Source organism: Paenibacillus sp. J2R1T-4, assembly GCF_059692235.1.
Map to the genome: position 1 here is coordinate 260,457 of NZ_JCAUBA010000001.1, position 23,601 is coordinate 284,057.

Annotated in this window: 19 protein-coding genes; 6 read left to right on the forward strand and 13 right to left on the reverse strand. The window is 44.7% G+C overall.

Translation table 11 applies throughout. The features are described 5' to 3' along the window. Positions 1–200 precede the first annotated feature (200 nt). From AC58QD_RS01350 to AC58QD_RS01390, 9 genes are all read right to left on the reverse strand, one after another. Complete coding sequence (locus tag AC58QD_RS01350) at positions 201–5,345, reverse strand: polysaccharide lyase family 8 super-sandwich domain-containing protein (RefSeq protein WP_497329212.1); 5,145 nt, start codon at positions 5,343–5,345, stop codon at positions 201–203. A gap of 260 nt (positions 5,346–5,605) precedes the next feature. Beyond that, positions 5,606–5,833: a hypothetical protein gene (locus AC58QD_RS01355; RefSeq protein ID WP_497329214.1), complete on the reverse strand. Its 228-nt coding sequence runs from the start codon at positions 5,831–5,833 to the stop codon at positions 5,606–5,608. A 59-nt stretch (positions 5,834–5,892) separates the two neighbouring features. Then, positions 5,893–6,510 carry a TVP38/TMEM64 family protein gene (locus tag AC58QD_RS01360; protein WP_497329216.1) on the reverse strand — a complete coding sequence of 206 codons (618 nt, stop codon included), beginning with the start codon at positions 6,508–6,510 and terminating at the stop codon, positions 5,893–5,895. Positions 6,511–6,631: 121 nt separating this feature from the next. Further along, a complete protein-coding gene (locus AC58QD_RS01365) occupies positions 6,632–8,182 on the reverse strand; it encodes an extracellular solute-binding protein (protein WP_497329218.1) in 1,551 nt (516 codons plus the stop codon). Positions 8,183–8,264: 82 nt separating this feature from the next. Continuing rightward, positions 8,265–9,140, reverse strand: coding sequence for a carbohydrate ABC transporter permease (locus AC58QD_RS01370; RefSeq protein ID WP_497329220.1), 876 nt, complete (start codon positions 9,138–9,140; stop codon positions 8,265–8,267). A gap of 12 nt (positions 9,141–9,152) precedes the next feature. Continuing rightward, positions 9,153–10,118 (reverse strand): ABC transporter permease, encoded by a 966-nt coding sequence (locus tag AC58QD_RS01375; protein ID WP_497329222.1) that lies wholly within the window; start codon positions 10,116–10,118, stop codon positions 9,153–9,155. A gap of 151 nt (positions 10,119–10,269) precedes the next feature. Then, positions 10,270–12,063: a sensor histidine kinase gene (locus AC58QD_RS01380; protein WP_497329224.1), complete on the reverse strand. Its 1,794-nt coding sequence runs from the start codon at positions 12,061–12,063 to the stop codon at positions 10,270–10,272. A gap of 54 nt (positions 12,064–12,117) precedes the next feature. After that, on the reverse strand, positions 12,118–13,734 hold the full coding sequence (locus tag AC58QD_RS01385; protein WP_497329226.1) for a response regulator: 1,617 nt from the start codon (positions 13,732–13,734) through the stop codon (positions 12,118–12,120). 120 nt (positions 13,735–13,854) lie between these two features. Further along, positions 13,855–15,258 (reverse strand): FAD-dependent oxidoreductase, encoded by a 1,404-nt coding sequence (locus AC58QD_RS01390; protein ID WP_497329228.1) that lies wholly within the window; start codon positions 15,256–15,258, stop codon positions 13,855–13,857. Positions 15,259–15,686: 428 nt separating this feature from the next. On the opposite strand from AC58QD_RS01390, the gene AC58QD_RS01395 reads away from it, so the two are divergent. Further along, the gene (locus AC58QD_RS01395) at positions 15,687–15,848 is read left to right on the forward strand and encodes a hypothetical protein (RefSeq protein WP_497329230.1); all 162 of its coding nucleotides are present in this window, start codon (positions 15,687–15,689) and stop codon (positions 15,846–15,848) included. Positions 15,849–16,008: 160 nt separating this feature from the next. On the opposite strand, the gene AC58QD_RS01400 is transcribed toward AC58QD_RS01395, so the two are convergent. Further along, complete coding sequence (locus AC58QD_RS01400; protein ID WP_497329232.1) at positions 16,009–16,683, reverse strand: MBL fold metallo-hydrolase; 675 nt, start codon at positions 16,681–16,683, stop codon at positions 16,009–16,011. Positions 16,684–16,914: 231 nt separating this feature from the next. Here AC58QD_RS01400 and AC58QD_RS01405 point away from each other — a divergent pair, with 231 nt between their 5' ends. From AC58QD_RS01405 to AC58QD_RS01415, 3 genes are read left to right on the forward strand one after another with little or no spacing between them, the layout of a single operon-like run. Next, complete coding sequence (locus tag AC58QD_RS01405; protein ID WP_497330040.1) at positions 16,915–17,607, forward strand: ABC transporter ATP-binding protein; 693 nt, start codon at positions 16,915–16,917, stop codon at positions 17,605–17,607. Next, entirely contained in the window at positions 17,604–18,977 is a 1,374-nt protein-coding gene (locus AC58QD_RS01410) for an ABC transporter permease (RefSeq protein ID WP_497329234.1), read from the forward strand. The genes AC58QD_RS01405 and AC58QD_RS01410 overlap by 4 nt, the downstream gene beginning before the upstream one ends. Before the next feature lie 16 nt (positions 18,978–18,993). After that, complete coding sequence (locus AC58QD_RS01415) at positions 18,994–20,076, forward strand: efflux RND transporter periplasmic adaptor subunit (RefSeq protein ID WP_497329236.1); 1,083 nt, start codon at positions 18,994–18,996, stop codon at positions 20,074–20,076. An 80-nt stretch (positions 20,077–20,156) separates the two neighbouring features. On the opposite strand, the gene AC58QD_RS01420 is transcribed toward AC58QD_RS01415, so the two are convergent. Beyond that, a complete protein-coding gene (locus AC58QD_RS01420) occupies positions 20,157–20,507 on the reverse strand; it encodes a VOC family protein (RefSeq protein ID WP_497329238.1) in 351 nt (116 codons plus the stop codon). Positions 20,508–20,598: 91 nt separating this feature from the next. Then, a complete protein-coding gene (locus AC58QD_RS01425) occupies positions 20,599–21,336 on the reverse strand; it encodes an RNA polymerase sigma factor (RefSeq protein ID WP_497329240.1) in 738 nt (245 codons plus the stop codon). A 208-nt stretch (positions 21,337–21,544) separates the two neighbouring features. Here AC58QD_RS01425 and clpP point away from each other — a divergent pair, with 208 nt between their 5' ends. After that, positions 21,545–22,129, forward strand: a complete 585-nt coding sequence (gene clpP, locus AC58QD_RS01430; RefSeq protein WP_497329242.1) for an ATP-dependent Clp endopeptidase proteolytic subunit ClpP — start codon at positions 21,545–21,547, stop codon at positions 22,127–22,129. Between the two features lie 85 nt (positions 22,130–22,214). Here clpP and AC58QD_RS01435 read toward each other — a convergent pair whose 3' ends face one another. Beyond that, positions 22,215–22,643 (reverse strand): PH domain-containing protein, encoded by a 429-nt coding sequence (locus tag AC58QD_RS01435; protein WP_497329244.1) that lies wholly within the window; start codon positions 22,641–22,643, stop codon positions 22,215–22,217. 183 nt (positions 22,644–22,826) lie between these two features. Here AC58QD_RS01435 and AC58QD_RS01440 point away from each other — a divergent pair, with 183 nt between their 5' ends. Then, positions 22,827–23,573, forward strand: coding sequence for a 3'-5' exonuclease (locus tag AC58QD_RS01440; protein WP_497329246.1), 747 nt, complete (start codon positions 22,827–22,829; stop codon positions 23,571–23,573). Positions 23,574–23,601: the final 28 nt, after the last annotated feature.

Here is a 23,601-nt window from a genome sequence, read left to right on the forward strand (position 1 = left end):
GGGTCCCTCACTTCAGCTATGTATTTAGCTCCAATATACCATCTAATAAGCAGGAATCCAATTTCGTGCGATTATCCGAGGCGGAGCTTGATGCATTACCCTTCCACACGCCACCTCACCAACATCGTTATTAGCCCCGATGCAAAAATAAAGACTGCTCAGCTTATGCTGGCAGTCCATTTCTAAACAAGGAATTCCATTTAATCTACGTAAACTCGAACGTCGTCAATATGCATCATACCGGTAGCCGTTGTGCCGAAGAAGTATTTTAGCTTGGATACCGAGCTTACCGCTTTTCTGAAATTATATTGATTCCCCTTCATAATCCCATTTATATATACGTCATATTTATCGGTCGTCGTATTAAGAACAAGCTTGATATCATACCATACGCCCGCACTATAAGGTTGCAGGCTCGCAGCAGTAGCACCATTGTAGGCCTTTATATTCCCGTCTGAGGAGAAGACGACAACTCCAGCATCATTCGTACCTGTATCGAAGACATAGGGTCCGCCTAGGCTCACATTATTCTGACCCGGCATTAGCTTGTATTCGACTACCACAGTACCGGACAGGGCAGCAAAGGTTTGAGTTGCTTCAGCTGTAAGCGTACTGCTCGTATCCTCGATCCGTAGACTGCGGTCTGCACTAGTAGGCGTATTCACCTTGTCCACCGACCCTCCTGCCGTTACAGTGCTCCATCCTGAAGACAATGTTGATCCGGGCTCATTAAAAGTATCATAAACCATATAATCTGGAGAAACGGTTATGGTCTTGTCATGTTGAACGGTTTGCAGCGATTCCGCTTCCGTACTCAGGTATATGTCTCCCGACACCAAGCTTATCGTACCCTCATCAACCCGATCAACATTTTTCACTGTGAAGAAGAGATTTAATAAACTCACATCTGATGTGAGAGCCCCCGTATCCGCAAATGTAAGTTTCAAATAATCCTGTCCCACGGCCGTTACCGTATAAGTGAGTCCGGTCACACTCCCTAGCTCCGCTCGGTCAAAATCAAATTTTGAAGAGTCGAAACGGATCAACGCTCTCTCAGGATATACCGACCTACCAGCGGGCTTCAGCATCAAAGAGGTCTGAAAGGTCTCCTCGGAGAAGGCGTAAACTGGTGCATCTAACGTTAAGTTAGCCTCCTGGGCGATGTTCGGATGAACAAAAGCGTGTTTGGCATGCACGACTCTTACATTATCGACTCTCATAGTCCCTGTCGCTGCGCCAGAGAAGAAATATTTCAGCTTATTGATGCGGACTACTTTTTTGCGGAAATCGTACTGATTCGCCTTCAGCTCCCCATCGATATATACATCATATTTGTCCGTATCCGTGTTCAATACAAGCTCCATATGATACCACGTATTCACTTGATACGCGCCTAAACTCAGTGCTGTATTACCGTTGTACGCCTTCATATTACCATCAGAGGAAAAGACGATTACACCTGTGTCATTCGTCCCCCCGTCATAGATGTATGGCGCTCCAAAGCTCACATTATTTTGCCCGGCCATAACCCAGTAATCAACAATTATCGTACCGGACAATGACGCAAAATCTCTTACCGCCTCTGTTACAAGAGTTGAGCTTGTATCTTGCAGCTTAAGACTATGATTCGTACTATTCGGTGTGTTATCAGGCGCAACCGTTCCACCGGAAGTTTGGGCTGTCCAGCCAACTGGGAGACTCGAGCCCGAAGCATTAAAATGATCATTCACCGAGTATTGCGGCATTTGTATGTCACTGGCAGTATCCATATTGCTGATATCTGTGCTGGATGGTACTGCTTCCATCTGGTCGACTAACCCGATCGAGATATCATCGAGGTAAGCTTCACTTACCCCTGATGAGCTAAGTGAAGCTGTAATGGCTCCAATCCCATCGACTGCTTGCACTAAAGAAAGTCGGCGAGCCTTTCTAACTTCATCGATATACAAATCATACTTATCTACACTTGTGTCGATAATCATCTTCACTTTGTACCATTGTTTTGGAACAAAGGGCTGCAAATAAGCAGATCCTTCTCCGTCCGAGACTGATATTCTGGATGCGGTATCGAATCTTAGCGAAACAGCAGCAGGAGAAGCCGCATCCTCTGCAAGCAAGATGGTATAAGGTGCAGTAGATTGATCTGCTCTTATCCGGAATTCCGCTGCAACAATTCCGGACCGCGATGGATGATCCTTGATCACCTTCACAGAGCCGCCACCACTGGACACAGACAGCTTCAAGTCACGATCATTCAAAGCACCTGGAAGCTCAGCCGCGACTGCTTGACCGCCGGAAGCGAATAATGTCCAGCCGCTAGGGGTAATACCTAATCCAGTGCTATCAAAGGATTCCTCTACAGCCAAGTTGTCTATCCCTTCATACTCAGGAGCATCCGGTGTAATTGGGGTTAGTCCGCTGAAAGTTCCCGTCAATACAAGCTGCGGGTTAAGCAATGAGTGCTCGCGGCTATTGATTGCGATATTCACATTCTCATAGTTAGCCCCATTCAGAATGAATGTAGCTGCATCATCCCCCGAAGCTTGCGCAGCAACGAATTCCGTTACATCGAATTCATAATACTTTTCCATTCCATTGATCTGCACAGTATCCAGTGTCTCTGTAGCATTGGATGGCTCATTGCTCCGGTTAATGCCCGATTCCGTCCATCCATCAGTGCCGCCTATAACTGCAAGTGTAGCCTCAGCCCCTGATAAAGTGAATGCAGCCAATCTCAAGATGGCTTTATTAACAGTAGTGACTCCGTTTAAACCGAACTTCAGGAATCCAGTCCGGCGATCAGTAGCGTCCACTGCATCAATAACGGAAACAGAAGTGGAACTGCCGTAATTCGTTGTAGCCTGAGCCCCCCCATGCGTTGATGCATCCGCTGCAGGGTTAAGCACTACAACGGATTGGAGAGTCGAATTTGTCTTGTGGAGCACGATTTTCTTAGTCATCCCTCCGCTTCCTGCAGTTTGGACGGCGAGCTTAACGGTCGGAGATATACTTAATACCTTGATAGCAGGATCCGCCGATAATACGCTCGCTGCACTCTTATCCACTTCTACTTCAATAATCCCTTGGTTCTCCTGAGTCGGATCTGCAACCGCGATCTCCAACTCATCGGCCGTTTCCTGCACGGCAATAGAAGCCTTTTTATTAGAGGTTATAATATCGACTTTTCGTGTAACATCTTCCCAAAAATTAGCTGCAACTATATTTAACGTATTTTCTTTAACGGCATGAACTTGCTCAGATTGTTCAAGAATTGTAATTTGTGGACTTGATTCGTAACTCGCCACTTGTGTCGAAGTTTTTCCAGGAAGCATTACATAAGAATATTGACCATTCACGGGATTCGTACCATGATCAAACCATAGATTCATATAACGATTCGTGTATGAGGTAGAATCAATTTCAATATCCGAGATATCGGTCCAAGATCCGGATCGTGATTCCCGAATACCCTTAACGGTTGCGCCTGCTGGGAATACATAACCGACATCTGCGCCAGATTCATTGCCTTCCAGATGAATCCATTCAACTGCATTCATTGTTTCACTCCAGCCTAGTGTTGAGGACTTGCTGCTTCCATTTACCTTAAGTTCATTATCACCAGCAGCATTCAACTTCCGATTGTCAATAATAGTCTCAATCGTCCTGTTGTCGGTACTGTCGATATCAGATCCTATAGCAACAATCTCATCGTCAAAGGCGAACCAGGATTTCTTAGCAGTTAATGTATTCGCATAGGCAGTCAGCTCCATTCCGGATGCTCCATATTGCCCGTCAATCTCTACACCGCCGGTCCAACTGCTCCTTCCGAGCTTACTGTCGTCTCCATCCGGACGTGTATGACCTGCATCTACCGTTGTGCCGGAAAGTCTTTTCATATTAACCGTAGCCCAGTAATTATCGTTGTATTGACCTAGGTCATTATCATACAGATAGGTCATGCCGGATGAAGTATACCAAGCCTTCTTGTTCTCTACATTATTATTAGCGACACTTCCGATTGCTTCAAAATCATAGATTCTCTTAGAGAACATACTGATTCCGAATGCATAATCCGGTCTTTGCTGTACAGCCCTATCCATTCCGGAATACTGTCGATAGACAGACTGTTCGAGAGGGTTAACATTCGTATCTTGTAAGATTGCTTTAGATTTGATGATGTACCACAATGATGATTTTTCCAAGTAGTTCTCATAGGTATCTCCTTGTACGGATGCTTTGATCGCACTTTTGAGATAGTCCGCCTGCTCCATTCCCGAAGTCTCCGTTAATAAAAGTAAGGACGAAATAGCAACTCTACCTTGAGCATGATCGCTTGAGCTATTTCTCGCAATCGTCCTGCCTTTGACCATGTCCATCATTCGACCTTTATGAATAAGTGGAGTATAACCGTCTCTTGCCCAGCTATATACGTTCACCGCTCTTGGATCGGTAATCTCCCAGGCGGAGCCGTCAAGCAAATATTGCAACACAATAAAAGTCTGGAAATGCCCTAATCCGTAAGCGCCATTGTAGGGATGTCGATCATGCGAGATGAAGGATCCGTCCTGATACCAACCGTTCAATGTATCTACGTAGGGATAGATAGCGGCTTCAAAGTCCCCTAATCGATCCCTTACCAGGGTCAGACGGCTTCCATCTTTCACAATAATCCCACGCAGAGCAATGGGAAGGGACTCCCACAATCGATTAGCGCCATAAGAGATCGTTGAACTGTCCGCATAGTTAGTCGGATCATTGGCAAACTCATGAACAGCATTCATATAGTTGGTTATTTGTGTAGAAGTCAGCTCGTTGTACAGGAGCACGACAATATTGGTCAACGTAGTCGGTACGGATATTTCCCACAGATGATAGCTGGTCTGCCGAGTCATGGACTCATTATATTGATTGTCATACATCCAATCCAAGGCCTCCACCAGGACTAGCAGCAAGTCACTGTCGCCTTCCAGTGTCGACCCTTTAGTATGATAAGCCAGAGCCATACTGTATAACCGATTATAATTCTCATAAATATAACGGGACTCAATGTGAGTTGTATTGTTGACATCTGACCACAGATAAGTCCTTCCAGGGGCTGTATTCAGATTATCCCAATTGGTTTGCGCTACACTGGTAATACTATCGATTCTAAATTGAATATCAGTGTCTGTTACTGGGGTCGAATACAGATTAGCGGCTGTCAAATAGTTATACCACTTGATACGCAATTCATCATATTGATCTAACGTGGCATGCGTTTTGTCAACCGGTGATATGATGCCGCTTACCATGAGCAAACATACAATTAACAGACAACTTAAGATTTTATGTAATAAAGTTCGCATAATTTTACTAACCTCCTCCATGTTTTTCAATATTGATGCAGACAAACTCCCTAGAAACTTAATTACTCTCCTTTCATTATCTTAATTGTATATATATTGTTCATATAAATTATATTTGAGTTCTGGAAGCGTTGTCAATAACAAAACAAAAAGGAACCTCGAATTATATTCAAGGCTCCCTGTAACGATTCAATATGTATTACTTTTGCCAACATACAACCAACACTTCAATATGTATTCAAACTCTAACCTGATTCTAATTATCTCATAAGTTGCTCTTTAGTCAGCTCATTCTGCTCGATCATAAGCTTCTTAAGCTCCTCTAATTGTCTGTTCAATATATCAATTTCTTGATTTTTCTGATTTCGCAAGGCAGTGATCTCAGATGTAAACCGGTTCATGATGGAATGATCAATGGCCGCCTTAACCACCACATATAAGAAAAGATAACCGATTATTACGAAAAACAGATAAAGCAACACTCCCATAAAGCCACGTCCCCTTCTCATATTTGAACAATGTGATAGTTACAGCCTATTAAATTATATCACTTTATCTGCTTTTTTTTCCATATCCGATATAGTATTAAGGTCACCACAAGGAATCCGCCGTAGACTCCTACGGAAATCACAATATTTCTAGGCTCGGTAAGGAGATTATCCCCGATCATAGCCACTAGCAGCATCGCAGGTATTTTGCCCGCTGCAGAAGCGATTGCATAAGACAGAAAGGAAACTCGACTTAGCGCCGCATAAATATTGATAACAATCGAAGGGATGATTAGAGCTAATCTAGCGAACAGGATGGTCAGGAAAGCATTACGCTCGAACATCACATTGATTCGCCCGATCCGATCATATTTCTGTAATATCTTGATACCCCATTCTTGATACCCGTAACGAACAATAAGGAACATGAGGATAGATGCTGCAAACGAACCGAACCAGGTTAGAAATCCTCCCCATACTGGGCCAAATGCTGCTCCAAGCACACCGCCAACAACGGGATAAGGTATGATGGGGAATAAAGCCAGAATCGTTGCCAGAAGTGCTACAATAACCCCATTTGTTGTTTGATGAAACCAGGCTAATATTAACTCCCCATATAAGTAGATGACAACAGCTATTCCTATGTATGAAAAGGCAATTGCAAGTTTCCTGAACATTCATTCTCTCCAATCTAGCTTTATATACCTTGCCCTGCTAATCTCATTGTACATGATCTCATTCGTTGTCGTAAAACAAAAAAAGCCACGGAAAACGGCTCCATGGCTTGAGTTTTGAACATTATTTCTTTACAGTTGAGTACCAGTCGTTTACTTCTTTGAAGCTGGCATCCCCGCCGGATGTTTTGAATTTCTGTTGGAAGGCTTCTAGTCCTGCTATCTGTTCAGCCCCAAACACTAGCTTAATCGTATAATCCCCCACCATCGTATTTAACTGTTGGAAGTTCTTCGAGAATTCAGGTAAATAAGGTGCGAAGCCTAACGGGTCCGCAATTCTAGTGTTCTCCGGCTCCGTCCTGTTCATGAAGTTCCATGCATCAAACAAACGCATATCTTTACGGACCCTTGCCTGCCAGTAAGTCGGATAGTTCTTGTCGTCGGAGCCCATCAAGTAGTTGTTCGCAGCATTCCGCTCATCTGTGAAAACAGGTTGAATTGGAGTATAAGTGCCGTCCTTGAACGTATAATGCTTGTTCTCTTCCCCGATCGCCATCGTTTTGAAGGTCTCTTTCTCAAGCTTCGCATTGATCCACTTGATTGCATCCTCCGGATGCTTCGATGCCTTAGGGATATAAGTAAGCCGATCGAACCCTCGTGTAGCTGAGAGACCTGCTTTTCCATCCTTACCTTTGAGCGCCGGGATATAGACCGCCTTGGCAGTAGGAAAGTTTTTGTTTAATGCATCAGCAATTGTGGGTACATCCGCCCAGTTAAGTGCGATCATACCGGCTTTCCCGCTTGTAAATTTCTCTTTGGAGGTTGCATCCTTATTAGCCGCATACTCTTTATCGAGCAAGCCTTGCTTAAATAGTTCAGTAACAAAATTCACATAATCCTTGTAAGCCGGATCCAATATCCGAGGTGTCATCTTCCCATTCACGTCATTCCAAAAATTCGCTAATCCGAAAGCGCCAGCAATATTACTAATGAAATGTGCATCTCCCTTAACGGTTAAGGGAATATTCTTGTCGCCATTGCCGCCGGGGTCTTTGTCTTTGAATGCTTTGAGCACGGCTACCAGTTCATCCAGTGTTGTCGGGGCTTTCAGATTAACCTTTTCCAGCCAATCCTGGCGAATGTACAAGCTCTCAAAAACATTGGATATACTCTTCGTTGGAATCGCATACAATTTGCCATCTACTTTGGCGGCCTCGAGGGCTTCGGGATCAATGCTTGCTTTGATATTAGGGCCATATTTGTCAATGAGCGGACCTAAGTCGACTAATGCGCCTTTTTTGGCATAATCCGAGTACAGCGCTTTGAAGTCCGTGCTTCCCAGTGTAGTTATGGCATCATAGGGTTCACCCGAAGCAATCAGAATGTTTAACTTATCTTGCGGTTTATCTTGCGGGAGCATGTCATATTGAACCTTGTAACCTGTACGGGTCTCCAAAAACTTAGCAACCGGATAAGTGTTGTAATCGTCTTTTTGCCAAATTTGAAGCGATTTCAATTCTGGCTTCGGTCCGGCCGAGGGTGCTGCTGATGCTTGGGTTGATGGAGTGCTGGCGCCTCCTTGGTCTGCTTCTTTGGAGGAGCAAGCAACAATCGACGTGACGGACAAGCTTCCTGCTAGTGTAAGCAGTATGACTTTTTTGTATTTCTTCAACATGTGAAACCTCCCTATTCTATTTGTAATATATCATTAAACCCTGGATGAAAGCATCCTGGGTAATAATGTAAGCCAGCACCCTTTACCCTTTTACGGATCCGATCAACACGCCTTTGACAAAATGCTTCTGTAAGTATGGGTACACAAGCAGCATTGGAATGATCGAAGCAATTACGGTTGCTGAACGGACCCCCTCCGGAGAGATATTCATCATATCGTCCACACTTTTATTCATAGCCGAAGAGCTGTCTGCATCCATTACAATATCCCGAAGATAAAGCTGTAGAGGCTTCAAGCCTGGATCGTTAATGTACAGCATCGGGTGAAAGTAATCGTTCCAGAAGTACACCGCATAGAACAAAGCAATCGTAGCTAGAACTGGACCGCTTAATGGCAAGACAATTCGGAACAGAATTGTTATGTTGCGAGCACCATCCATTTTGGCTGACTCTTCTAATGCTTCCGGCAGCGATTCGAAATAGCTTTTGATCACTAACATATTGAACACACTGATGAGCGCGGGCAGAATTAACGACCATAAGCTATTGATTAGATGAAGCTCCTTCATCAGCAGATAATTGGGAATGATCCCCCCGTTGAACAGCATAGTGAACACGAAGAGCAGCATGATGAACGAGATTCCCGGCAAATGACGTTTGGACAAAGGATAGGCAGTTATTGCCGTGAGCGCGATTGCAAGAAAAGTGCCAATCACGACAACGAGAGTGGATATTCCAATAGATTGGATGAATTGACCTGAAGAAATGACATATCTCATCGTCTCTAGCTGGAAGCCTACAGGGAACACACCTACTTTTCCGGATACTACAGCCGTCTCTTCACTCAAGGCCTTGGATAGCACATTGGCCAGAGGAAGCAAGGTTGCCAATCCGATCACTATGAGAAAGCTGTAGATGAGTAGATCTAAGACTCTGTCACCGATTGTTTTTCTATGCACGATACACCCCTCCTACCAGATACTGCGTTTCATTAATTTTTTGCTTAGTTCATTGCCGAATACGATCAGAATCAAACCAACCAAGGAATTGAATAATCCGACAGCGGTACTGAAGCTGTAATCTTGCTGGCCAAGCCCTTTTCGATATACGTAAGTGCCTATGACATCACCGGATTCATATACAACGGAGTTATACATGGTGAGGATTTGCTCTGTACCCGCCTCCAGCAAGTAACCGAGCCGCAGGATGAAGATCAGAATAATCGTTGGCAGAATGCCAGGCAATGTAATGTGAATCATCTGTCTAATTCTGCCCGCTCCATCAATAGAGGCTGCTTCATATTGCTCTTGCTCGATGGCTGCTATAGCGGCGATGAATATAATGGCGTTCCAACCCGCTTCCTTCCACCCTGCAGTGAAGACCAGCACACTTCGAAAGTAGTCGTTATCCAGAAAGAAGGAGATGGGCTCCCCGCCGAAAAACTGGATCACGTTGTTCACCAAACCGCCTGATGGAGAAAGGATGTTAATGAAGAGGCCGGAGATAATAACCCAGGACAAAAAATGCGGGAGAAAGATAATCGTCTGAATAGTCTTCTTGAACATAATCTTCCGTACTTCATTCAAGAATAAAGCGATCACGATCGGAATCGGAAACAGAATGACGATCTTGTAAAAGCTGATTAACAAGGTGTTATAGAACACTTGGTAGAACTCGTCCGAATGAATAAGCTTCTCGAATTGATCCAGTCCAACCCATTTGCTTCCCATAAATCCATCGAAAATATTGAAATCCTGAAAAGCAATAATGATGCCGTACATGGGAGCGTATTTGAACAAAAGCAAGAAAGCCAGTCCAGGTACAAGCAGTAAATACATATCATAATTGCTTCGGAAAAGTTTCCAACGGGTATTGGGGTTACGTTTCTTCTTAGGCTGAGCTGATCGATATTCAGGCTCCGATTGTGTGACATTCATGTGTAAGCTCACCTCCGAGTTGTTATATTCGTATTATAGGTGGATGCCAACACTCGTTGTAGATGGTAGGATTTGTGTTTCTGGTGCTTTCTTATGGTGTTTGAATATAAGAAAAAAGCCTCCTCTTCACCATGGGAAGAGGAGGCAATGCTTAAGCTATTGCTATAGGTTGATATCTTACTGTAACTGTAGTTCCCTCACCAGGATGAGATTGAATTTCCAATCCGTATTTATTATCGGTAAAAAGCTTGATTCGCTCATTGACGTTGTACAACCCATAAGAACTTCCAACACCATCAGAATGTCCTGCAGCAGGTCTTGGTTCCGTTAGCAAGCTTTGAGCAGTCTCTTGCTCCATTCCTATACCATCATCTGTAACAGATAGCACAATATCCGCGTCCACCATCTTGGCTTGAATGCGGATCGTGCCTGTCTTCCACTTGGATTTGCGGATCCCATGGAGCAAGGCATTCTCCACAATTGGCTGCAGTGTCAGCTTGGGAATTTCGAATTGCTCGAGTCCATCCTCTACATCAAATTCGAAGGAGAAGCTCTTCGGGAATCGTGTCTGCTGAATCTCCAAATATACTTTTGCCAGCATAAGCTCATCGCTCACACTTACCAGATCTCTCCCTTTATTCAGGCTTAATCGGAAATATTGAGCTAATCCTCCTATCATCTGGCTAATGTCTGGAACATTATGTCCGATAGCAATCCAGTTTATCGTGTCCAAAGTATTGTATAAGAAATGAGGATTGATCTGCGCTTGCAGGGCGCGGAGCTGAGCTTCTCGCTCTTGGACCTTGGACTGATACGTTTCCTGCATCAGTTCGTTAACCCGATGAATCAGATGATCGACACTTTGTTCCAGCAGATTCGGATCTCCCTCTGCATGGCTCACTCGTTCCTCCAGGCTTTGTATGCCTCCTCGTCGGATCATCCGGATTACGGTCTGCATTCTGCGATTCATCCCCCGTACGATTACAGCAAGTAAGATGAACACCAGTAAAAGAAAAAGAATCGTAACACCGGACACAGTAGCCACGCTGGAGAACTGGTTCAAGGCAACCGCGCGCGAGGTTATCTCCACTTTAGGCACTTCTGCTATTAGCTTCCAACCTGTGGAGTGTACCGTTGTAAATATAGCATAATGCGGAGCCTTGTTAATCGTAAGAGGGATAATATTCTCCTCTTCTTGATTGAACGCTTTTAACACCTCATCGGCTTGCATGCGTGTGCCTAGTAAGGACGGTTCACTGTGGGAAACCAACGTACCGTCGGGAGCGGCAAGGTAGATGTTCGCATCTTGGGTCAATTCGATTCGGTTCAGAATATCGTTGACCGTCTTCTGCGCCACATCAATCAATAACACACCCGATATTTGATCGTATACATTCGGATCCCGAAGAATCCTGGCACCTGAGAAAACATAAAGAGGATTATCCCGATCAATATACGATTCCAGATAAGCGCCTGTCCATATAATGGACCCTCTTGCCTCCATAACCCGACCGTACCAAGGGCGGTTTGTTATCGAGTCAACTGTGAAGAAATTCACTCGTTCCCCCGAGAACATTTTACTGCTATCGACAAACAAACGAACCCGCTCCACGTTGGAGTTCGTCTGTGCATTATCCACCAAATATCTAAGCTCTTTGAGTGAATCTAATTGCTGGGCTATCGTTGCAGTAGTACTCAGGTATTCTTGCAGCTTCGGGTTCATAAATATAATATTCGACGTGTCTCTCACCGAGTTGAATTGATAGTCTAAGTTAATACTTGCTTGCTTCAACGTCTGCAGCATCGTATGCGTCACTTCTTCTTCCAGAATCTTTGAAGATTTCTGATTGTACGTATACAGGAGGATCGACACGGGGACTAGCACGAATACAACGTAGGCGAGCAGCCACAGTCTGGCCGTCATCACTCCTTTTAAGAGCAGCAAGCAATAGTTCCAACCTCTCCTCAGGAGCCGCCTCATCAGTCTTCACCGTCCTTCTTATGTCAATTGATCGCGATAGGAGCTAGGAGTGAATCCAGTTTGTTTCTTGAACAGCTTGCTGAAGTAACTCGGATCCGAGTAGCCTACGGAATAACAAACTTCATAGAACTTGTTGCGGGGGTCCTTGAGCAGTTCTTTGGCCTTCTCGATCCTGACCTGTGTCAAATATTCATTGATCGTCTCGCCAGTCTCCTGCTTGAACAATAAGCACAGATAGGTTGGGGATAAAAACACTTCCTGTGCGATCTCGCTAACCTGTAGATTTTCTGCAAAGCGTTCATTGATGAGCACGTGAATTCTTTCGATGACATTCCGCGGTTTACCGCTTCGTTTCTCGCGGATTCTACTGCATACATCGCTCAAATGAAGCTCTACGAGCTTCCTAAGATCATGAATGGTATCTTGTTTGAACACCAAGGTCCATAATTCGGATTCCCTGTCTCCCATATCTTGACTGAACATATTGAACTCTAACATAAGGCGGCTCGCTAACAAAATCAATTGCAGACTTACATTGCGGCCTTGTGTGAGCCCATCCCTGCGTCTCCTGGCAAGGTGCTCGTACACTTCGGCCAATTCAGACAGCAGCTTCTCTTGATCGCCCGCCTTCAAGACAGACATTAGGCGCTCTCCCTGTGCGATGTCGAAGCGGTAATGGTTATCCCGATGCTGCTCCAGATTATCGATGGAAAGGATATGATTCTTACCTAGATACCATCTCTGATCTGCAGCTTCCCTAGCTTGATTGTAGGATTGCGGCAAGGAGATCAAGTTATAAATTCGCTCCCCAACGCCTATGGTAACACTAATTTTGAGGTAGCGTTGAAGATTATCCCGAATATCCTCGGCAAGAGCGAATAGCTGCTCTTCTTGACTCTCATCGTCCCCCATCCTCAGAATCCCTACGAATTCTCCGTTCCGATTCTCGAATACATAACCTCGCATAACCTTCTCAATCAATTCCTGAACAATATTAACAACGGAATAGAACAGGAGCTGCTGATCTCTCTCAGAACGTGTTGCTACCGTATCCGCACTATCATCAATGTTCACCACGATCGTCCAATACTCTGCTGTATCTGGCAGATCCAGTCCCAAGAATTCGATTCGATCCTGGATTCGGGACGATGGAGATACGCCATCACGAATTAGCGACATCAAGAACTTCTCACGCAATAGGGGCATACTCTGCATGAGCTTTCCTTGCATGTCCTCAATATGTTTTCGTTCTCGGGTCTCCTCTTCCAGCTCTTCGACAATGCGCTCAACAACAGCACCTAGCTCATGCATGTTCACCGGTTTGAAAATGTAATCCACTGCATTAACCTTCAAAGCTGATTTGAGATAATCCGCGTCATCAAGACCGCTCACGAACACGATCTTTGTTGCAGGGAATCGTGCTTTAATTTCATTAGCCAGACGGATTCCATCCATATTCGGCATTCTAACGTCCGTAAGCACAATATCAGGTGTTAAGCGTTCAATCAATTCCAGGGCGATATCCCCGTCATCTGCTTCATCGATCACTTCAATGCCGTATTGGCTCCAGTTGAAATAATTGCTTAACCCAAAACGGACTGTAGGCTCATCATCCACAATAATTAATCGATACATTGGTTGCCCGACCTCCTATCATTAAAACCCATAAAGATCGCCTGCTTGCTGTCGAGCAAAAGGGCGATGATTATGGGCGGGTGTAAGCTATTATGTCAAGGGTATCCTGCTATCCTGCTATTAACATTCATCATCAAATTTGATCTGTGCAGGAACAGTTACTTGACCGTCATTCGCATATCCTGGCCGCTCACCTAACCATGCACCTTGTTCAATAAGCTTTGCTTGCAAGTTTGGAATCGAAACCTCACGGAAGCCGACTCCCGTTACACTTGCCATAGCCGCTGCTGTGCCTGCAGCCTGACCCATAGCAAAGCAGTTCGGCATGACACGAAGTGAGCCTTGAACAGGACGATCGGATGAGACGGAGCGTCCGGCTACGATAAGATTGGATTTTCCTTGCGGCAGCATGCAGCGATATGGGACGCCATGTGATTCGCCTTTCGGCAAATGTTTGATAGTCATGGTACTGGTTGCATTGGCCAAATGAATGTCGATAAAATACGCATTCCTCGCAATATCATCCTCAAAAGTCCGCATCGACAAGAAATCTTCAACCACCAACGTATAATCACCAGCAATTCGACGGGTTTCCCGTATGCCAATCTGGTCTCCCGAATGGACGAGGTGAATGTTCTCGAAGCCCGGCACGTATTTACGCAGAAACTTGATTTGCCGATCAATCAGCTGCCTGCCATCAATTGCAGCTCTGGTCAAATCTTCCGCTTTGGTTCCATTAACGCCGAATATATGACCGAAATTAAAGCCAGCCACTGAATCGGTGATCCAGGCAATACCGGACACTCTTTTGCGTCCATCCGGCAAATCGCCATTCTGCTGTGCCTCTACTACACTTTTCTCAAGCTGTCCGGATTGCCCAGACTCAATAAGAAAAGCATTGAAGCGATCTTTGTCCGCTCCAGATACGATATAACACATTGTACCGGGCTGAAGTTCTCCGTGCTCTCCACCTGTCTGGAAAGGAACGCCCGCTAAGGCTGCTAAGTCTGCATCTCCCGTTGCGTCTATATATAGCTGCGCTTGGATAACGGAACGACCTGATTTATTGCTAATGACAAGACCTTCAATGCGGTCACCATCCAGCACAATTTGATCTGCAAAAGTATGAAACAGAATCTTGGCCCCGCTATCTAGCACTTCCGTATCATAAACTCGTTTCAGGGTTTCTACATCAATCGGTACCCAATCCAATTTTTCCTTGTTCCGGCTGTAAAATGCTTCTCCAGCGGCATATTTCATCTTGTCCAACAATTCCAACCCTATTCCTCGGATGATTGGCTTTTCCCCGTCGGTATAGGGGCAAAATGCAGGTACTAGCGCAGCCGTACCCATCCCTCCCAAATAACCTCGCTGTTCAATCAGCAGTGTATCGGCTCCATTGCGGGCTGCGGCGATAGCAGCGGCTACACCTGATGCACCGCCGCCAACGACGACCACGTCAGGAGTATACGATATAGGAAGCTCCGTAGTGAGCTTGATCGTGGATTGTCCTAGCTGTCTCAAATGAAAAACCTCCTCATAATGAATCACTTCATATAGTTGCTTCATAGTATTTATTATAATGGCGGATAGGAATCCAATGTAGATGGTTATATTTCTGTTTCTGGTAGTTTTGTTTGATGTTTGTTTCAAATCCAATTCTGAGGTTTATACATCTTTCAGTGGTTTTAAGCGATAGCACCAGGCATCTTTGCAAGTTTGCTAAGCTACTAGTTCTATTTTTTTACATTAATCATACAATAGTTTTATATGGACTTAATGAACATGCTCTACAATAAAGTCAACCCATCATGTGAAGGAGGTGGAAATATGAATATTTATTATGAAGAAGATCGCGAATTGGCCGACGAAGTAGTAATTAATCCTTCAAACTCCAATAGAAACTAGTAGATAAGCAAACTTGCCTAATGCGATAATTCGGAGGCGTAAAAATGGTCGTATTTGATGTCATTGTAGATGGTGAAATTAAACTAACCTTACAACCGCTAAATCAAAGGCGCCAAGAAATGTATTGGTTCATGGTCGATCAAGTGCAAATGCTAAGGGAGAAATATGGAGATAATTACCGGATATGCAGAAGAACCATCCACTGATCGCCCCCTCCTGCAACGTTCACCTAGTAATTCGAACACGTCCTCAGCTATTTCTCTGACCCTTCTAGGCTTATAGTTGTAACGAATTTGGACACAAGAAGAACCGTCAGCTCATCTGGCGGTTCTTATGTATTCTTATCCCTCTATTTCACCACCAGTCTTACTCTCTTCCCTCTGAAATGTCCTTTAGCCGCTCCTTGATCTGTTTGCTGCACAATCCTCCATGATACGTAATGACAGTCTCAATGTCATAATCGAGAAGTTTACCAACGGATTCTAATGCTGTCTTGTAATCAGGTGTAAATGCAGGATTCGGGGGAAGCAGCTTGCCATCAAGTGAAATTAGTGCATCACCTGATATCAGCGTTTTACTTGGAATATGGTAATAACTAGTATGATCTGGTGTATGACCTGGAGTGAAAATGACTTGAATTCCCCCGCAATATGGGAGTATGTCGCCATCTTGAACGGTAACATCCACTTTGGCAGGGGTAGCGTAGGTTCCCCTCTTCGTTAAAGGCACTTCCCCTGTTAAATAAGGTTTCCCTAACTCGTGAGCGATAACCTCTACTCTGCCTTCTGTTACCTCGATGAGCTCAGGCAAGCTGCCAATGTGGTCCATATCTTGATGGGTGATTATTATTCTGCTTAGCTTCTCAAAAGATACGGATTCCAAAGCCAGTGCTAGATGAATGACTTCTACTTGGCCAGGGATCCCTGTATCGAACAGAATTACATCCTGCTCGTCGCATATTAGTGTAGCATGAACAACGAATGGCTTACCGCCCGCATTCATCTCCAGCTTTAACGGTTTGATTCTGACGCTTCCAGTCATTTATGAAACCTCCATTTCCGCTAGTCTTCTATGCCTACTCCATTATAGTAGCACACCCTTTAGTCCTTGCAACTAATTCCCGTCCTCTACCCGGAATCGTTACTTAAGAAATTCTTTATATTTTCCCATCTTATATTTTAAGCTTGTCCCTATATAATGATGGAATGGCTTCCATAAGATGAAATTTTCATGTTAGTATATTACATTAATAACAATTTACGGAGGGATTATGTGCTAGTCGTCCAACAGCTTTCCCATTCGTTCCTGAACGGAACAGAACCGACGATGGTGCTGGATCAAATCGATTTCCAAGTCTCGCGGGGGGAGATGGTTGCTTTACTCGGCAGTTCCGGCTCCGGCAAATCCACCCTGCTCAATTTAATGGCTGGATTAATGAAACCGACTAAAGGCAGCATCCTCATTGCAGGACAACCAATCGAAGCTATGAATGAGAACCAGCTTGCCGTATTCCGCAGGAATCACATTGGGTTCATCTTTCAATCCTATGAGCTAATTCCCCACTTAACAGTAAGAGAGAACATCGAATTGCCGCTTATATTTCAGGGAGTAAAGGCTAAAGCAAGACAAGAACGAGCACAGCTGCTTCTATCCCGGGTGGGTATAGCGGATAAGGGGGAGTTATTCCCCTCACAACTGTCTGGCGGCCAACAGCAGCGCGTTAGTATAGCCCGATCCCTGATTACGGAGCCGGCTGTTGTGTTCGCTGATGAACCTACTGGTAATTTGGATACCACCACGGAAGCAGAGATTATTGATCTTCTGATCGAGTTGAATCGGAATCAAGGGATTACTTTCATCATCGTAACCCACGAACATGAAGTTGCTCGACGAACCAAACGAATCATACAATTGAGGGATGGCCGGCTTGTTCAATCGGAGGATCAGGTAGGGACCCACTCATGAGAATACGTGATTATCTAGTATTAGGTTGGGATCAGCTTAGACGGCGTAAAGTTGTCACTCTGCTATGTGTCATGGGGATCGGAATCGGCTCCGCTTCCATCGTTGTTTCTCTTGCGTTCGGAGAATCAATCGCTCACTACAGTAAGCAGCAGATGAGTCATTACTTCAAGACAGATGAAATAAGCATCATGAACCAGTCTCCTAGGATGGATAATGGTCTCGAACCATCCTTGAATGAATACGGCATTACTCAGCAGAAGCTGAATCTGATTCGGACGCTCCCCCATGTTCAATCTGTCGCCAGTTTTGACAATCTGAACAGTATGGAATTTATTGTGGATAACAGTAAAACGGGGAGACTTAATATTATCGCCACTGAGTTAGCTACTCTTGAGGAGTTCGGAATGGAATTTCAGCAAGGAGCTTTACTGGACCTGGATAATACCATCGTGCTTAACTATCCTGCTACAGTGGGTCTGCGTGATGCGCGATTAAGCCAGATGGAAGCTTCGCAGCGTCAGCAGTTGGATGAGTCTGCGATTGCTCGCAACAAAGAAATGATCTCGCCTCCTATTTCCTACCCTTTATACAGGAAGCAGATTATTCTGAAGCAATCGGTTCCAATGGTGGACGGTAATGTTAGAACGATCGAGTTCCCTGTCCGGGTAGTTGCTATCGAGAAACGAGCGGAGAATATGTCTGATGATTCGTTGCGTTACTCTCAGAAGACAGGCTACATAAGCCCTGGACTCGGTAAGCAGATCAAAGGAGCTGTTGCTGCTCTATCTGCACAATCTGCCCATACATATGCAATGGAAAGTTACCAAGAGGTTAAAGTAAAGGTGGATTCCGTCGACGCTGTGGCTGAAACGGATAAACAGATCCAATCCCTGAAGCTCCGAACCATGACGAATCTGAACCAACAGGCAAGTATGAATAAAGAATTTGTTATAGTACGAATTATATTCGGCGGCGCAGGGATGTTCATCCTCTTCGTTGCCTCGATCTCGATCGTAGTAGCTATGACTATGTCTACACACCAGCGTAAACGTCAGATAGGGATTATGAAAGTGTTAGGCGCCAATCTGAAACAAATCCGCAATATGTTTGTAGTGGAATCGACTTTATTAGGGCTTGTTGGGGGAGTGGCTGGAATATGCCTTTCCTACTGGGTGATCTGGGGGATTAATATCATTGTCATTAACTTCTCGGGAACACGCCCCGGTCAGAACCCCGAAATCTTATTTATCAGCTTCTGGATTTTACCTGTCGGTTTATTATTCGCTTTATTAACTGGTGTGTTGTCAGGCATCATTCCTGCAATAAAAGCTTCCAGAACCGATGCGTTAACCGCGATCAAACGAGAATAGCAAAGGAGTAACAGGGATGCGTAAAAAGAAAATGTGGTTATATCTCTCACTAGGCATAGTATTCGTTGCCGTAAGCAGTGTATTATACATAAAAAGCCATCCAGGAGCCCCTTCTCCCGGGACGAATGCGGCTCTTGGTAACACGATCCAATTCAAAGCGGCGAATGCTGATTTGTCCAGTCATGTGGAGGTCAAAGGCAAATCCTCCTATGTGCAGGAATCGATCATATACGCCCCTTTTTCTGCAGATGTTGCCTTATGGAGCGCGAATGATGGCGCTTCGATCGATAAGAATGATCCTTTGTTCAAGCTCGATGACAAACAAATTCGGAATGATATCGATCTGCAGACAGCAACCATTCGCCGGCAAGAATTAGAGAATAAGCTTAAGTCAGCGGAGCAAGTTTCGGCTGCCAAAGTTACTAATACACTTGCTTCTAACGAGTCGGAAGCCCTTCAGCATCACGCCCAGCAAGCTTCCAAGGAAGTGCAAGCTGAACTGGAACGGCTGAATCGTTCTCTAGCAGCAACTGAGCTTGAGAAAAAACGGGCGTTACTGGATAAAGCCGATCAGAGAGCGCCAACTGCTGGTATATTCCTGCTGAAGGATGGTTTACAGCCTCAAACTGTAAGAGAAGGTGAAGCTCTTGGCAGAATCGTTGATGTCTCCAAGCTGCAGATGACGACATCCGTCGGAGAGTATGATGTATTCCGTATCCAACCCGGGATGGCTGCAATGGTAACGATCGATGCCCTCAAGCAAACGAAGCTTACTGGCAAGGTTGAGAAAGTGTCGAAGTTCCCTAAGGCCGCAGGAAACGCGACTGGAACTACCCAATTCGAGATCGTCATCTCACTAGATACGCATGATCAGTTGATTGCGGGATTGAGCTTGACTGCATCGATCCAGATCGAGACGAAGAAGAATGTATTGACCGTACCGACACTTGCCGTGCAACGAGATAAGGACAGCTATTATGTCATGCTCGAGACGGAGCAAGGGATTCAAAAGCGCAATATCAAGGTAGGATTGGAAACTGCTGATCAAACAGAGGTATTGGAAGGTTTGCAAAGCGGGGATACAGTCGTGCTTCAATAACGTAAATAGGCCCTCTGGAGCGATCGCTCCAGAGGGCTTCTTTCATGCGAATGGCAGTTAAATTGCTACCTTCTCTTGACTTACTTGTTCTGTATTAATCCGAACGCAATTCCTACTGGATCAATAAGATAGGCTAGATAAAATCCGTCGAATTCCATCTTGCCCCTAACGACTTGGCCGCCGCTCTCGACCGATCTCTGAATAGCATCATCAATGTTATCCACTTCAATCTGCAGCCTTACCCCATGAGGGAAGTCAGTCGGCCCTAGCGAGATCCCTCCATTGATTCCTTCCTTGTCCTTCTCTCCGGTTGTAACAGGATGATAGCCCCAGTTAGGCTCCGCAACCTTCCACCCGAATACCGATGAATAGAAGTTAGCTGTGCGTTCCGGGTCTTGACTGCTAATGTCAAATAAAACGACTCTGCCCATATTCCGCCTCCATAATTGGTATTATTAACCACACTATTAATAATAGCGAATATTTGTTCGCATGTAAATCATTTCGTAATGGCAATACCAATTAGGCAGACATCATAACCGCCCAGTAAGATCTAGATTGGAAATCAGATTGCATCATAGAGGTGCGAGCTCTAATCTCGCGTTGAACGATGCCGATTGCTGCCACTGGTTCAATCTCATCCCTCTGCGCAAGCTCGATAAGTGTTGTTAAGTCCCCGATTCGATAAGCGTTAGCAAGTGCGCGCAGAAAAGACTTCAGTCCATCCTCCTTCGGAGCTGGCAGTGTCCCCTTCTCCAAATCATCCTTCACTGCTTTTAACGATTGACGCGCCCGATGAAGGGCAGCTTTGATAGCCCCTTCTGATGTTTCAAGCAGCTCCGCTGTTTCTGTAATCGAATAGCTCAACACGTCTCTAAGCAGGAACACCGTTCTTTGCAAGGGGGACAAATGCTTCACTAAGGCTTGAAAGGCTAGCTCGATTCCGAAGCTTCCTTCATCAAGCAATCCAACCCTAGACTCTTCTTGTTTGAGCATGCGAGCAATATAGGCTTTTCTTCTTAGATGATCGATCCATGTATTCTTAGCAATTCTCAGGAGCAAGGCTTCTGGATTGGAATGTCCGACGTCAATGCATTTGCTTATTGCTTTGAGCCATGTCTCCTGTGCCAGATCCTCTGCATCCCATGTCGATCCCGTAATGGACAAGCAATATCGGTTCAATACTTCCTGCAGCTGCTGCGGATTATGTCCGTTATGCAATATTCTGATGGTTTCTGGGGATTTGTTGACTAAGATCATACAGCACTCTCCTTTGACGATGCAGTTCGTCCCGTGTAACGGCATAGCCGTGTCATTTAATTAGTAAACGAATAAGACCGTAAGAAAGATACGCAAATTGGGATAAAAATGATTAGAAATAATAAAAGCACTTTCCCGTATCTTATCACAGCTTCCGTTCGTTTACAGGTAGAAAGCGAACGAATTCTAAGATCAGGGAGGAAACAAAATGAGTCATTACGTTCCATATGTAGTCGAACAAACCGGGAGAGGTGAAAGGTCTTACGATATATACTCTCGCTTGTTAAAAGACCGGATCGTATTCCTGGGTTCTGCAATTGATGATAACCTGGCCAACAGTGTAATTGCCCAATTATTGCTCCTCGCTGCGGAAGACCCGGAGAAGGAGATTAACATGTATATCAATAGTCCTGGGGGTTCGACTTCGGCAGGCTTTGCGATCTTCGATACGATGCAGTTCATTAAACCTCCCGTACACACGATCTGCACGGGTTTGGCTGCATCCTTTGCTGCCATCCTGCTCTTGTCAGGAGCCAAAGGCAAAAGGTTCGCTCTCCCGAACAGCGAGATCATGATCCACCAACCGCACGGAGGCGTTCAAGGGCAAGCCAGTGATATCGCGATTAGCGCCCAGCGGATTTTACGTATCAGGGAACAGCTGAACCAGATCACTTCAGATCGTACAGGTCAAGCGATCGAGAAAGTCGCCAAAGACATGGATCGAGACTATTTCATGTCCTCTGAAGAAGCCAAAACGTATGGGATTATTGACCAAGTCTTAACTTCTCTATAAGTTTGCATACAAATCAACGATAGAAGGCCAAGAAGGCTCTTCTATCGTTGATTTGTATTTTTCGCATAATGAACCTCCGGCGTACTTAACTGTTCAATCTTTTGTTATTATTATGCGCCAACGTAATTAATACCGTGTAAAACGGTTGAAGATTGAATTTTTTGCCAAACTCAAACTTATAAGAGGATACTTGCAGGTTATTGGTCTTATAATAAGGAGACTTGATGTAATGGATCGTCAATTCACTATCATCGAACCCTGTTCCCCCGGTCTCCATTACGACTTCATAGATGGAGTCCAAGTGAATATAAGCTACTCTCGTCTTTTTCCCTGTTACTCCTTGGTGGTCAATGAATAGGAGCCGATCCTCGGTAACGATAAATGTATCTCTCACCAGCTTGAAGCCCATCTGGATTATCTCGCCAGGCATGAGGTAACCACCATACAGATTAGTCAGTTCTTGTACAGAAACTTCCGAATAGTTACCCAGTATTCCGCTGAATAAGTTTGCCATGTGAATCCCTCCCATAATAACTTACATCAGTAGTTCATATTCGCGAGAACCTTTTCATATCCTTTATTTTCCTTAATCCACAACTCCAGCCATCTCATGTACGATTTGAAATAATTTCATTTTCCCCATCTTAAACATTCTGTTAGAATGAAAAGCACATGTGAAATAACGGAGGCTTGTATTGTGGATTACATTATTCTGGATATAGAATTTAATGGCCGTAAGTTCGCCAGTGAACATCCGATGGAGGTAATTGAGATTGGAGCGGTTAGGTTGAATTCCGCCTTACAATCGGTTGACGAATTCTCCTCATTGATCAAACCTGTCTACTTCTCGAAGTTAAACAGCTTTATTAAGGGAAAGACCGGTATCCCCCAAGAGGAGATCGATATCGCCTACGGTTTCAGCAAAGTGATTAAAGACTTTATGAATTGGTTGAATCGAAGCGAAGCCTTCCTGCTCGTTACTTGGGGTGGAGAAGATTTGAAGCGCATCGTGTTCGATACACGCATGCACTACATGGATGACGCTTATTGGATGGCTGCAAATTACCTAGATTTATTGAAAGGCTATTTACGTGTAGTAAATGTATCGAATGACGTAAGCGTCGAGGCAGCTCTGCTCTCACTTGGACTTACACCTGAAGGCTCAGCGCACCGAGCACTGGATGACGCACGAATGACGGGTGAAGTATTCAAGGCTGTATTCGACAAACTCGATTTCAATCGTATTCAGCAGTTTAAAGATGTGTACTCTAATGCCAAGGAACGAAGATTGGTCAAGAACGCCATTAAGGCTATGACTTCCCAAAAAATCATTCCTCAATGGGAGTTAATCGTAGAACATTATTTCAAAGATAAGAATACGATCACGGATCCCAGGAAACTGACAGAGCTGCAACAGTATTATACGGAGCAAATGTCTAAATGAATAACGACTACATCGAAATGAGAAGCCC

What these genes read in the sequence shown, in the direction of transcription:
- AC58QD_RS01415 (WP_497329236.1), top strand. Translation starts at nt 18,994, where the DNA reads ATGCGTAAAAAGAAAATGTGGTTATATCTCTCACTAGGCATAGTATTC.
- AC58QD_RS01395 (WP_497329230.1), top strand. Translation starts at nt 15,687, where the DNA reads ATGGTCGTATTTGATGTCATTGTAGATGGTGAAATTAAACTAACCTTA.
- AC58QD_RS01400 (WP_497329232.1), bottom strand. Translation starts at nt 16,683, where the DNA reads ATGACTGGAAGCGTCAGAATCAAACCGTTAAAGCTGGAGATGAATGCG.
- AC58QD_RS01375 (WP_497329222.1), bottom strand. Translation starts at nt 10,118, where the DNA reads ATGAATGTCACACAATCGGAGCCTGAATATCGATCAGCTCAGCCTAAG.
- AC58QD_RS01350 (WP_497329212.1), bottom strand. Translation starts at nt 5,345, where the DNA reads ATGCGAACTTTATTACATAAAATCTTAAGTTGTCTGTTAATTGTATGT.
- AC58QD_RS01365 (WP_497329218.1), bottom strand. Translation starts at nt 8,182, where the DNA reads ATGTTGAAGAAATACAAAAAAGTCATACTGCTTACACTAGCAGGAAGC.
- AC58QD_RS01435 (WP_497329244.1), bottom strand. Translation starts at nt 22,643, where the DNA reads ATGGCAAACTTATTCAGCGGAATACTGGGTAACTATTCGGAAGTTTCT.
- AC58QD_RS01385 (WP_497329226.1), bottom strand. Translation starts at nt 13,734, where the DNA reads ATGTATCGATTAATTATTGTGGATGATGAGCCTACAGTCCGTTTTGGG.
- AC58QD_RS01410 (WP_497329234.1), top strand. Translation starts at nt 17,604, where the DNA reads ATGAGAATACGTGATTATCTAGTATTAGGTTGGGATCAGCTTAGACGG.
- clpP (WP_497329242.1), top strand. Translation starts at nt 21,545, where the DNA reads ATGAGTCATTACGTTCCATATGTAGTCGAACAAACCGGGAGAGGTGAA.
- AC58QD_RS01420 (WP_497329238.1), bottom strand. Translation starts at nt 20,507, where the DNA reads ATGGGCAGAGTCGTTTTATTTGACATTAGCAGTCAAGACCCGGAACGC.
- AC58QD_RS01355 (WP_497329214.1), bottom strand. Translation starts at nt 5,833, where the DNA reads ATGGGAGTGTTGCTTTATCTGTTTTTCGTAATAATCGGTTATCTTTTC.
- AC58QD_RS01360 (WP_497329216.1), bottom strand. Translation starts at nt 6,510, where the DNA reads ATGTTCAGGAAACTTGCAATTGCCTTTTCATACATAGGAATAGCTGTT.
- AC58QD_RS01425 (WP_497329240.1), bottom strand. Translation starts at nt 21,336, where the DNA reads ATGATCTTAGTCAACAAATCCCCAGAAACCATCAGAATATTGCATAAC.